10 protein-coding genes and 1 pseudogene are annotated in these 12,426 nt (G+C 59.5%); 1 reads left to right on the plus strand and 10 read right to left on the minus strand.

Annotation, left to right across the window (positions count from 1 at the left end; all coding sequences use genetic code 11):
- Positions 1–122: 122 nt before the first annotated feature.
- A complete protein-coding gene (locus LOY35_RS28210; RefSeq protein ID WP_258629418.1) occupies positions 123–749 on the minus strand; it encodes a glutathione S-transferase family protein in 627 nt (208 codons plus the stop codon).
- Between the two features lie 125 nt (positions 750–874).
- Positions 875–1,777: a LysR family transcriptional regulator gene (locus LOY35_RS28215; protein WP_258629419.1), complete on the minus strand. Its 903-nt coding sequence runs from the start codon at positions 1,775–1,777 to the stop codon at positions 875–877.
- Positions 1,778–2,084: 307 nt separating this feature from the next.
- Between LOY35_RS28215 and LOY35_RS28220 the strand changes: the two genes are divergently transcribed.
- The gene (locus LOY35_RS28220) at positions 2,085–4,298 is read left to right on the plus strand and encodes an LTA synthase family protein (protein ID WP_258629420.1); all 2,214 of its coding nucleotides are present in this window, start codon (positions 2,085–2,087) and stop codon (positions 4,296–4,298) included.
- Between the two features lie 46 nt (positions 4,299–4,344).
- Here the strand turns inward: LOY35_RS28220 and LOY35_RS28225 are convergent, their stop codons facing one another.
- The 8 genes and pseudogenes from LOY35_RS28225 to LOY35_RS28740 all read right to left on the minus strand — a co-directional run.
- Positions 4,345–5,088 (minus strand): hypothetical protein, encoded by a 744-nt coding sequence (locus tag LOY35_RS28225; protein WP_258629421.1) that lies wholly within the window; start codon positions 5,086–5,088, stop codon positions 4,345–4,347.
- A gap of 229 nt (positions 5,089–5,317) precedes the next feature.
- Positions 5,318–5,914, minus strand: coding sequence for a GDP-mannose pyrophosphatase NudK (gene nudK / locus LOY35_RS28230; protein ID WP_258629422.1), 597 nt, complete (start codon positions 5,912–5,914; stop codon positions 5,318–5,320).
- Between the two features lie 52 nt (positions 5,915–5,966).
- A complete protein-coding gene (locus tag LOY35_RS28235) occupies positions 5,967–7,400 on the minus strand; it encodes an FAD-binding oxidoreductase (RefSeq protein ID WP_258629424.1) in 1,434 nt (477 codons plus the stop codon).
- An 18-nt stretch (positions 7,401–7,418) separates the two neighbouring features.
- Positions 7,419–8,576: an L-talarate/galactarate dehydratase gene (locus LOY35_RS28240; RefSeq protein ID WP_258629425.1), complete on the minus strand. Its 1,158-nt coding sequence runs from the start codon at positions 8,574–8,576 to the stop codon at positions 7,419–7,421.
- Between the two features lie 81 nt (positions 8,577–8,657).
- Positions 8,658–10,178 (minus strand): tripartite tricarboxylate transporter permease, encoded by a 1,521-nt coding sequence (locus LOY35_RS28245; protein ID WP_258629427.1) that lies wholly within the window; start codon positions 10,176–10,178, stop codon positions 8,658–8,660.
- A gap of 9 nt (positions 10,179–10,187) precedes the next feature.
- Complete coding sequence (locus LOY35_RS28250; protein WP_258629428.1) at positions 10,188–10,661, minus strand: tripartite tricarboxylate transporter TctB family protein; 474 nt, start codon at positions 10,659–10,661, stop codon at positions 10,188–10,190.
- 115 nt (positions 10,662–10,776) lie between these two features.
- Entirely contained in the window at positions 10,777–11,748 is a 972-nt protein-coding gene (locus LOY35_RS28255) for a tripartite tricarboxylate transporter substrate binding protein (RefSeq protein ID WP_258629430.1), read from the minus strand.
- A 520-nt stretch (positions 11,749–12,268) separates the two neighbouring features.
- Positions 12,269–12,337: pseudogene (locus LOY35_RS28740) on the minus strand (hypothetical protein); the annotation flags it as partial.
- Positions 12,338–12,426 lie beyond the last annotated feature (89 nt).

Raw genomic sequence — 12,426 nt, forward strand, 5'->3', positions numbered from 1 at the left:
TTACCGTGTCTTGCGCTGGACGGGCATAGGGCGAGGACATCGCACCGTAGTTTTCATGTGCCACAACCCGGTCAGGGCCGCGATATTGCCGAACGGCCCTTCCCGCGTGCTACAGGCTACCCTCAGACGGGCTTCTGCAAGCCGACAGCCGTACGCGGCATGCCCACGAACCCGGGCAGGGCCTCGACCCGCGCCAGCCACTCGCGGACATGGACGTAGTCCGCCAGCGACACGTTGCCCTCCGGCGCGTGGGCGATATAGGTGTAGCCGGCGACATCGGCGATGGTGGGCGCATCACCGGCGAGCCAGGTGCTGCTGCTTAAATGTTGATCGATGACTTTCAACAAATTGTGGGATCGAGCGATCACATCCTCGGCGTTATAAGGCGCGCCGAACACCGTGATCAGTCGCGCCGTGGCGGGTCCCGCATGGATTGGCCCGGCTGCCACCGACAACCAGCGCTGCACCCGGGCGGCACCCAACGGATCGCTCGGAAGCCAGCGGCCCTTGCCATATTTCTGCGCCAGGTACACCAGGATGGCGTTGGAGTCGGCCAGGACCACACCGTCATCGTCGATCACCGGTACTTGGCCAAACGGGTTGAGAGCCAGGAAGTCCGCCTGTTTGTGCGCTCCCTTGGCCAGATCGACGAAAACCACCTCGACCGGCAGTTCGAGCAGCGAAAGCATCAGTTGAACACGGTGGGCATGTCCGGAAAGCGGGAAGTGATAGAGCTTGATGGGGTTCATGGTCGACTCCGCTGAAAATGACGCCGTCAGCAGAACGGCATCGAGGGCGTCATCTTCCCTCTCAGTTAAAAACTAGAGAATCACCCGTAAACGCAATCCATTATTTCTTTCAACGAAACAATCCGTCAGCCTCTCAAGGCCGGGTCTCTGCGCAGGGCACTGACCGTGAAATCGACAAAACTGCGGACCCGAGCCGGCGCATTGCGGCCCCCTTGGTAAATCACATGAATCGGCAGAGGCGGCAGTTCGAAATCGGCCAGGACGATTTCCAGCCCTCCATTGGCGATCTCCTCCGCCACTTGATAAGACAGGACTCGCGTCATGCCCAGCCCTTGGCTGGCGGCGGTAATGGCAGCCTGGTTGGCTGTGACCACCAGCCGGGGCACCGGTCGAACCGCCAATGATTGTCCGGCGTCGACAAAGGTCCAGTTTCTGATCTGGCCGATGGCCGAGGAGGCTACCACCAGCGAACGTTCCAGCTCTTGCGGATGCCGGGGCCGACCATGCTGTGCGAAGAACGCGGGAGAGCCGCAGACGACCTGCCGCACTTCGCCAACGCGGACGGCATGCTGGTTGCTGTCGGGCAGCTCGCCAATGCGCACGGCGACGTCTACGCCCTCCTCCACCATGCTGACATTACGGTCCAGCAGCAAGGCATTGATGCTCACTTCCGGATACTGCTGCAGGTACTGCACCAGCAACGGCGTGACGAATAACTGACCGAACAGCACCGGCGCGGTAATCGTCAGTTGCCCCCTGGGCTGGGCATGGCTGCCGGCCGCCGAATCCTCGGCCTCCTGGAGGTCACCCAGGATCCGTCGACAATCTTCCAGAAAGCGCTGGCCAGCTTCGCTCAGGTACACGCTGCGGGTGGTGCGAACCAGCAAAGGCGTGCCGATGCGTTGCTCCAGCGCCGCCACCGCACGGGTCACACTGGCCGCCGACAGACCCAGGCGCCGCGACGCCGCCGAAAAACCCGACTCCTGGGCAACAGCGATAAACACCTGCATTTCCTGAAACCTGTCCATCCATCCCCCGATGAGAAATCCTGATACAAGTTTTCCAAACACCGCAAAGCCAGGCCGCACGGCCATTGTAGGGCCTGGGCAAACGAACCGTAGCGTGGCGACCCGGTTGCAGTTGGCCAGCCTTGCTACCATCTTGCTCATCATTACCGTTTGATGACTAATAAACAGCACAGAACCCTGTGGGAGCGAGCCTGCTCGCGATAGCGGTAAATCAGTCGCCACCTTATTACTGATCTATAGCTATCGCGAGCAGGCTCGCTCCCACAGGGATTTGTGCCGGTTGTAGACTCAGTACAAGGCCATTTTCGTGAACGTTTTATACCGTGAATTGACCCGTCCCCTCGCCTCTTTGATCACCTTGGCCGGGCTGGTCCTGATCGTTCCCCTCGCCCTGCGTCTCGCACTGGGTTGGTCCGATCCGTTGGGCTACCTGTCCGACCTGGGCGTTGGCGGGTTGCTGCTCGCGCTGCTTTACCGGCGCCCCCTCTGGCTGGCGCTGCCTGTGCTGCTGGCCTGGACCGCACTGACGTTGGCCAACATCGAGCTGATCAGCGCCGTCGGACGCATGCCCAATCCCTCGGACCTGCGCTACCTGACCGATCCGCAATTCGTCGGAAACTCCAGCAGTGGCGGCTTCGCCCATCCCTGGTTGGCCGCGCTGCAACTGACAGCGCTGGCGATCTGGTTGATGGTCCAGTGGGCAGGCCGCTCACGCCGCGCACCGCCCTTGCCGTGCCACGCCTGGGCATTGCCGGCGCTGCTCCTGCTGTTCCATGGCACCCTGCAATCCTGGCGTCCCACCGAGGCGGACCAATGGAATGTGTTCAATCTACCCCATCAACTCGCCACGGCGGCGGTCGCAGCCGGGCAGGACCGGATCCAGCATTGGCTTGAAGGTGATGCCGGCGTCCAGGTGCCGCCGATGGAAGGCCTTACCCGGCTGGACCTTGATGGAGAGAAACTGCTGGCCGCGCCAGGCCAGGCGCGCAACGTGCTGGTCATCACCCTGGAAGGCATCCCCGGTGCCTATATCAGTGCCAACCGTCAGGCCCTGAACGCCGGCTATCAGGAAAACCCCATGCCGCGCCTCAGCGCCTGGGCCGAGCGAGGTATGAATACGCCCGATTACGTCCTGCACAGCCACCAGACCATCCGCGGCCTGTACGCGATGTTGTGCGGCGACTACGACAAGCTCGACGACGGCACGCCCAAGGGCGTCGAAATGCTCAACCAGACCCAGCGCAACCTGGCCTGCCTGCCGGCCCAGTTGCGCCAGCATGGCTTTGTCACGCACTTCCTGCAGGGTGCGGGCCTGCGGTTCATGGCCAAGGACCGGATCATGCCCCACATCGGTTTCGACACGACCCTGGGCATGGAGTGGTTCACCCAACCCGCATACCTGGAATTCCCCTGGGGCAAGGACGACAAGACGTTCTTCGAAGGCGCACTGGACTATGTCGGGCAACTGCAACAAACGGACAAGCCCTGGATGCTCACCCTGCTGACCGTGGGCACGCACCAGCCCTATTCTGCCCCGGATGACTACCTGCAGCGCTATGACACCGCCAAACAGGCCGCCGTGGGGTACCTGGACGATGCGCTGGACAGTTTCCTCATCGGCCTGGAACGCCAGGGCATCCTGAAAGACACCCTGGTGGTGATCACCTCGGACGAGTCCCATGGCATCGACGATGTACGCCTGGCGTCCTCCTGGGGCTTCAACCTGATGCTGGCGCCGGAACCCTTGCCGCGCATCAAGTCTGGGACCTATGGTCACGTGGACCTCACCGCCTCGATCCTCGACTACTTCGGTTTCCCGGTGCCTGCGTCGTTGTCTGGCCGTTCGATGTTGCGGCACTACACGACGGGCCGGGAAATCATGTCGTTCACCAATGGCATGCTGCGCTACCACGACGGCAAGAACACGTTTACCGAATGCGACTTCCTGCAGCGTTGCCGCTATTACACCAGCGAAGGCTTCATCACTGACCGGGCGACCTATGGCGGGCACTACAGCGGCCAGCGGGCCAGGCTGATCAGCGCACGGGCAACGGCCCTGGACCAGACGCTGCTGCGCACTCCCCTGAACCAGCATTATCAGTTCGGCAGCACCGAGAAAATTCCACTTCCAGCCCATGTGTCCAACGACTGGACCGACAACCTGATCGGCGCCCAGTACCTGGAAATGCCCAAGGGCTCACAAACCCGCGTCAGCCTGAGCATCCGAGCCATAGAGGCGAACCATACAGCCTACATTTCCCTCAAGGCCAAGGAGTTCGAGCGGGATGTGCCCATGGAACTGCCCACCGATGTAGCGGTGACGCCCGAACAACCGCTGGTGATGAACATCCGTTTCGATAACCCGCAGACACGCAAGGCGTTCTCCTTCCATTTGCTGGGTCACGGGGAAGGTGCCATCGAAATCACCGATTTCAGCGTCGTGACCGAACTGCCGGAGCAGGAGGACCAGCCCGAATACCTGGACGATATGCAGGACGACAGCCAGGCCCAGTCCAGTTGAACAATAAACCGTTGAATCATCGGGGCTGATCGCTACGTTTCAATACTTATCCACAAGGCATCGCTTCACCGGCCGGAGCTACCTGCCAACTGGTACTGAGGATGATCCGTGTGGCGTTTCGCTGAATCGGCACCAGATGGTGCAGCGTGGTACCGGACTTGAGGAAATACACATCACCCTTGAGGTGGTGACAGGCCTTGCCGGGGCTGTCCAGGCTGTATTCCCAGACGTGCAAGTCATCCTTGTTGTCGTTGCTGTAGGGCACGCATTGCAGGACATCGCCGCCCTCCGGGTCCTCCGGCGCCTCGATGATCCAGACCAGGGTGTAGGGATAATCGCCCCAATGCCAACCGTGGGTATCGTCTGGATGATTCAGCCGGCTGATCAGGTACTGACCGCGATCCTGGCAAGACACCAGGTCTTCGCCTGCAATACTGCCGAGGAAGTGGCGTAGTGACTCGGAGTGATAAAGCGCCGGAACCACGGCTCCACCCTCGGCAATCTGCGCTTGAGGGATCACATGGATCTGGCGGTGGGGATCATGGATAAACAGGACGGTCGCCTCGTGTCCTGCCGAATATTCATCGAGCAACCCATGCACTTCGGCATGAAGCTCTTCCCACATCTCGCCAGGTAGAAATGAAAAGTCCTTGAAGTGGAAATAGCCATCCCGGCGAAACGCGTTGCGAACCTGCTTCATCCGGATTTCATTGTTGAGGAAATCCTGGAAGGGTCTGGAAAGGTCCTGTTCCACATCCATCAAGGCCCGACGTGCTTTTCGATTACTCATTCATTGCTCCATCCATGGTCCGATTGTAGGACGATGGAACTGTTCGCTACAGTGCAACAGACGACAACAAACGGTAGTTTTACGCCAAATGCACACCTTTCCAGGGACCGTGCAATTCTCGTTTATGAGGCATCTGTCTATCAGGATGGGTATTGCGCTGGCGATATTCGGCCATGCCCACTGGTCTTTCGCCAAAGGCCTCGCTACGCCTACGGGCCGGGAGCTGAAACTAACCCAGCAATCGATGCAACTTGGCGTACTGCAACAGCATGATGGTCTTGCCGTCGCAGATTTCCCCGCTCTCGATCATGCCCAGGGCCTGATCGAGCGGCAGTTCCAACACCTCGATTTCCTCGCCTTCTTCTTCCAGCCCACCGCCTTCGTGCCGCTTGTCTTCGTCGAAATACTCGCCGACGAAAAAATGCACCCGCTCCGTCACCGAGCCAGGGCTCATGAAGGCTTCGAAGACCTTGCGCACGTCCTGGACGATATAACCGGTTTCCTCCTGGGTTTCCTTGCGGATGCACGTATGTGGATCGTCGTTATCCAACAGGCCGGCGCAGGTTTCGATCAACAGGCCATCGTGCCCATTGACGAAGGCCGGGAAGCGGAATTGCCGGGTCAGCACGACGGTTTGCTTGGCCTTGCTATACAGCAGGATGGTCGCGCCGTTGCCGCGATCATAGGTTTCGCGGGTCAGCTCACGCCATTGGCCGTTGCGACCGAGGTAGTCGTAGGTGGTTTTGCGCAGGACGTACCAGTTGTCCGAGAGGACTTCGACGTTCTTGATACGCACGCGATCTTTCGTGGTGGTGACGTGTGACATTAACCACTCCATGCCTGGTGTTTGAGCAGCAGGCTAGCAGAGCCCGGCGCGGTCACTCCAGTACAGTGGCGAAGACTTTGCCGGGGTTCATTAAGCCGGCGGGGTCCAGCGTGCGTTTGATGGCACGCATCAACTCGATTTCCACAGGGTCCTTGAAGCGGACTGCCGCCTCAGGCTTGGCTTGCCCCAGGCCATGTTCGGCGCTGATGCTGCCGTTGAAGGCACTCGTCATCCGGTAGATGACCTGCATGATCGCGTGTTCATGGGTCTTGAACGAGGCGTCCGTATCTCCGAGCGGTTTGCTGATGTTGTAGTGCAGGTTGCCATCGCCCATGTGCCCATAAGAAACAATGCGCACGCCAGGGAAGTCCTGTTGCAGGGCCTTGTCGGTGCACTCGATGAATTCCGGTATCCGGCTCACCGGCACGCTGATGTCATGCTTGAGACTCGGACCTTCATGATTCTGCGCCTCGGAAATGCCCTCGCGCAGCGCCCAGAGCGCCGCAGCTTGTGCCTGGCTGCCGGCCAGTACCGCATCGTTGATCCAGCCGCGCTCCAAGGCGCTGGCCAGGGCGTTTTCAAGCAGCAGCGCCAGGGGCGCGTCGGGCACGGTGTCGCGCAATTCGATCAAGGCGTACCAAGGGTGCTTCGCAGCCAGCGGGTCGCTGCAGCCGGCCACATGGTCCAGGACAAAATCCAGGCTCTGGCGCGACATCATCTCGAAGCCCGTCAGGCGGTCGGCACACAAGCCGCGAACATGACCGATCAAGTTCACCGCTGCCTGCGGCGAAGGCAGCGCGACCCAGGCTGTCGCCGTGCTGTGGGTCATCGGGAACAGTTTGAGCACCGCCGCCGTGATGATGCCGAGCGTGCCCTCCGAGCCGATGAATAGATGCTTGAGATCGTAACCGGTATTGTCTTTGCGCAAGCCCCGCAACCCGTTCCAGACGCGGCCGTCAGGCAGCACCACTTCCAGGCCGAGGGTGAGCTCACGCATGTTGCCGTATCGCAGCACTGCCGTGCCGCCGGCATTGGTCGCCAGGTTGCCGCCCACCGTGCAGCTGCCCTCCGCTCCCAGTGAGAGCGGAAACAGGCGACCGGCCTGGTGGGCGGTCTCCTGTAATTGTTGGAGTATCACACCGGCCTCGACTGTGATGGTTTCGTTAGCCAGGTCGATTTCACGGATACGTTTCATCCGGGTCAAGGACAACACCAGTTGGCTGCCAGAGGCGTCAGGGATCGAGCCGCCGCATAAGCCGGTGTTGCCGCCTTGCGGCACCAGGGCAACCTGGGCGTCATGACAGATGCGTACCACCTCGGCCACTTCTTCGGTCGTGGCCGGACGTACCACCAAGGCCGCCTGGCCTTGATAGGCGTTACGCCAATCCGTCAGATAGCCCTGCATCAGCTCAGGGTCGCGCACCAATCCTGCTTGCCCGACCACCCGCTCGATGCGTTGCAGCACCTCTAGGCTCAATGATGGCATCCTCTGTCCTCGACTGGTTTACGGACGCTGCCCGAACGCTGCCTGGTTCGCCGTCCAGCCAGCCATCCGCTCGCTCAAGGACAACCCAAGGCCAGGCCGGGTAGGCACTAACATGCGTCCATCGCGGGTCTGCATGCGTTCGTTGAACAGTGGCTCCAGCCATTCGAAATGCTCAACCCATGGCTCGCGGCTGTACGTGGCGGCCAGATGAATGTGCAGCTCCATGGCAAAGTGCGGCGCGATCATCAATCCCGCTTGCTCGGCCAAGGCCTGGACCTTGAGGTACGGGGTGATGCCACCGACACGGGGCGCATCGGGCATCAGGTAATCGGCGGCGCGCAGCTTGATGAATTCCCAGTGCTCGGCAACGCTGGTGAGCATTTCACCGGTCGCGATCGGCGTATCGAATTGCAGGGCCAGCGCGGCATGACCTTCGGCGTCGTAGCAATCCAACGGCTCCTCGATCCAGACCAGGTTGAACGGCTCGAGACGTCGACACATTCGCTGTGCAGTAGGTCGGTCCCATTGCTGGTTAGCGTCGACCATCAGCGGAAAATCATCCCCCAAATGTTTGCGGATGGTGCTGACACGGCGCAGATCCAGCGCCTGGTCAGGCTGGCCGACCTTGAGCTTGATGCCCCCGATGCCCTTCTCCCGGGAGAGGTCGGTATTGATCATTAATTGGTCAAGCGGTGTGTGGAGGAACCCACCCGACGTGTTGTAGCACTGAACGGAATCGCGATGGGCGCCCAGCAAGCGAGCCAGGGAAAGATTTGCCCGCTTGGCTTTCAGATCCCACAAGGCGACATCAAACGCACCAATCGCCTGGGTGGCCAGACCGCTGCGCCCCACCGAAGCACCGGCCCAGCAGAGCTTGTCCCACAACTTGGAGATGTCGCTGGGGTTTTCACCGATGAGGCTGGGGGCGACTTCCTGGGCATGGGCAAATTGCCCGGGACCACCGGCGCGCTTGGAATAGCTGAATCCCAGACCCTGATGGCCGTCCCGGGTTTCGATTTCCACAAACAGAATGGCGATTTCCGTCATCGGCTTTTGCCGACCGGTGAGCACCTTGGCGTCGCTGATGGGATTGGCCAGCGGCAGGAAGACCGAGGCCACGCGCACCCAGGCAATACGGTCGTCGTCGGCGGAAGGTAATGGAGGCGTGTCTTGCATGGCTATGCTCCGAACGTCCGGGTTCAGCCGCTGCCGCACGGGCTCGTGTGACAGCGGCGTATACGCAGCAATGAAAACGGGCTAGCTGCGCATCAATTCGATAGCAGCGCTTTTCCTGTTGCGAATGACCGTCACCAAGTGCCAGGAAATAGACGCGGCGGCCAGGATGAGAAAGCCTGCTGAGATGGGGTTGGACAGGAAGCCGCCGAAGTTGCCATCGGACAGCATCAGGCCACGACGCAAGTTGGTTTCCGCCATGGGACCGAGGATGAAACCGATGATGAACGGTGCAATCGGCAGCCCGCTCTTGACGAACCCGTAGCCCAGCAAGCCAAACAGCAGCACCGCCCAGACGTCGAAGATCCGGCTGTTCAGGCCAAATGCGCCGACCACACAGAGCACCAGGATGATCGGCAACAGAATGTGCTTGGGCACCGCCAGCAGTTTGATGAACATGCGCAGTCCGTAGAACTCGAGCACCAGCATCAGGACCGAAGCGAGGATCAGCGCGGCGAAGATCGTGTAGACCAGCGGCGCCTGGCTGATGAACAGCAGAGGACCGGGCTGGATGCCGTGAATCATGAAGCCGCCAAGCATCACAGCCGTGGTGGTATCGCCGGGAATGCCCAGGGTCAACAGCGGAATCATCGCGCCGCCAATGCCGGCGTTGTTTGCCGTCTCGCTGGCAACCACGCCATCGATCTTGCCTTTGCCGAATTCTTCCGGGGTTTTGGAACGTTTCTTCGCCACGATATAGGAAACGATGTTCGAGGTACCGGCACCGATGCCGGGCAGGATACCAATGCCCAGGCCGATCAGGGATGAACGGGTGGCATTGGGCAGTTGACCGACGAACTCCTTCATCGAAAAACCAAAACCTTTTACGCCTTTCATACTGACGTGCTGTGGTTTGGCCCGATGGCTCAGGCGTGCGCTTTCAGCAAATTTCAGCACTTCGGCCACTGCAAACATACCGATCATGACAGTGAGCATGGCGAAGCCGCCATTGAGGCTCGGCAGGTCAAACGTAAAACGGCGGATGGCCTCGACCGGGGCAATCCCCACGGTCGAAAAGGCAAAGCCCAGGGCTCCGGCGAACAAGCCTTTGACCAGCGAGCCGGTGGACAGCGTGGCGATCAACGTCAGCGAGAAAATCGCGATGGAAAAGTATTCGTGCGGGCCGAAACTCAAGGCCAGATCCGCCAGGATCGGAGCGATGAACATCAGCGCGGCGATACTGAAAATGGTGCCCAGGAACGAGAACACCACGCCGAGCCCCAGCGCCTTGACGCCCATTCCCTTCTTCATCAACGGCCAACCGTCGAACGTCGTGGCGATCGACGCCGGCGTTCCCGGTATGTTGAGCAATATCGCCGATATCAGCCCTCCCGAGGTCGCACCGACAAACAGCGCAACCAGCAGCGATAGTCCCGCACCGGGCCCCATCGAGTACGTCAGTGGCAAGCACAACGCGATAGCCATGGTGGCCGAAAGCCCAGGCACCGCACCAAAAACAATCCCCACCGCAACGCCGAGAGTGATGAGGAAAAACACGTAGGGAGTCAGTACGGCACCGAAGCCTTGCTGCATGAGTTCAATCATGGCCGTCTCCTAGAAATCCAATAGACCGACAGGCAGGAGCAAGTCGAAGCCATGGCGAAAAATGTAAAAAATCAACACCGACGAAACGACCGCGATAAACCCGTACAGGAGGTGCTTGACCTTCTGCTCCGCAGGGGTCAACACGATGAATTGGGCGTACAGATAAAGCACGGTCATGACGATGAATCCCGCGGGTTGGAGCAGCGCGGTGTAAAGCAATACCAACGCGAGGGATTTGAAGACCGTCGGATAGTCAATCGGCTCGGCTTTTTCAGCGGGCTCGGCAGGTTGATCCGGCAGCTTTCGCCAAGCCCATAATTGCAACGCGCCCAACAGGCACAGCGCAATGGCGAGCACCCAGGGTACAAACGCGGCATCGATGAAACTGCGGCGCGGCAGATTCAGGGTCAACACCAGATACGCTACGCCGGCACCGAGCATTGCCAATCCGGCAATCAGCTCTTTTCTTTTATAGGAATCCATACAGGCTCCTCTTGCTGGGAAGGACTGGACTCTCGGGTGCTAGTGGCCTGTGTGGCTAATTCGTGTACTCAAATCAACCGTACAGGCCACTAGCACCCGAGCCCGTCATGCGGTGTTATTTGGCTTTACGCATGTCGTCCTTGAACTGCATGAAGCTGTCGCGGGTTTTGTTCAGGGTGGCAATGGCTTCTTCGGTGCCCTGGAAACTGACTGGCTGCTTGAACGACTTCTTCAGCTCCTCGGCGTATTCCGGCTCTTCGGTGATTTTCTTCATCGTATCGGCCATTTTCTTGACGATGGCCGGGTCCGTACCCTTCGGGAAGGCCACGACGTAAGGCTTGTCCAGAATCAGGTCCACGCCTTGTTCCTTGAAAGTCTTGACCTCACCCAGCAGTGCATTGCGCTCGGCGTTGGGTTGACCCAGGGCAGTCATTTTGCCGCTGGCGATGTAATCCTGGACCGAGCCATAGCTGATGGCGCCGAGGTCGATGCGCTTGCCCAGCAAGGCAACGATTTTTTCGGACACTGTGCCGCTGTCGACCATTTTCAGTTTCACGCCGGCCAGCTTCTCGAACATCAGCCCCTGGAGATGGGAGAAGTTACCCATCTCGGTACCGTAGGTGATGGTGCCGGGCTTGGCCTTGGCTTTTTCGATCAGTTGATCAAGGGTGTCGATGCCCGAGCTTTTCGCCGAGACAAACACCGCTCCTTTGTCGACGCCTGCGATGCAGGAGATATCAAATGCGTCAAAACGGTCCTCCGAGAGCCCTGCCACCTCGTTCACGATCAACTGGCCGGTATGAGTAAACAGGATCGTGTTGCCATCCGGCGCCGCGCTCTTGACCGCATCGGCGGCAATCGTCCCGCCCCCGCCGGCCATGTTGGTCACGACCATGGATTTGCCAGTGAGCTTGGTGAAGTACTTGGCCATCATTCGGGCATTGAAATCCGTATCACCACCGGCGTTGGCAATGACCACCACCTGCACGGGTCGGCTTGGCCAGTCGCTGGCGTCGGCGGCCATTGCCGTGCCGGCGGTCAGGCTCAGAAAAGAGGCGATCAAAGAGGCGCAGAATGTTTTTTTCATTATTGTTCTCCAGGTACTGCCATTCATTGGGGTGGAAATAAAGGAGGAAATGGACACGACCGCCGCCAATGCCTGGCTGGACAGGCGACGTCGCTTGAATGTCGATGGGGGAAAATTCGATGCACCTGCAAACCCGCATGAGGGTTTCCAGACAGTAATGAAGGCCGTTGGCGCACTGCGTAAAGGAGCGAGGCCGATGTATTACAGATTTGCCGGACTGCAAAGGTAGAAGGCATGTCTGCGCCTTTCGTTTTTATTATTTTCTGATGTCATACGTTGTCGTATGACTGAGTATCGTCACCTATGTCCCAGGTTGTCAACGCAGTTGTTCAACGGCTCGTCGTGAATACGACGAACAGGCTCCGGACAAGAGCGGGTTGGGTCTGCGTTCTGAGAGGAGTTGCGGGCGCCACCGAGCAGAGCGCGACCGCTATTGCGCAGGACGTCGACGTTCTGGATGCTTACGCGATCGTTGATACCGGTTGCCTGGTCATCCACTCCATTCGATACCAGACTTCCACTTGGTTTTCGTCAGCCCGGACAGCGGCGCCAAGTCGCATGCGCCGTCGCTGAATTTAGTGAAGCCCCCCAGCACACACTTGATGCCATAAGAATTCCTACGACTGCCCATCATCTTTTCTAGTTCGACAAAACCTGCCCACTCGTCAAATCTTCGCC

It is taken from the genome of Pseudomonas sp. B21-028 (genome assembly GCF_024749045.1).
GTDB lineage: Bacteria > Pseudomonadota > Gammaproteobacteria > Pseudomonadales > Pseudomonadaceae > Aquipseudomonas.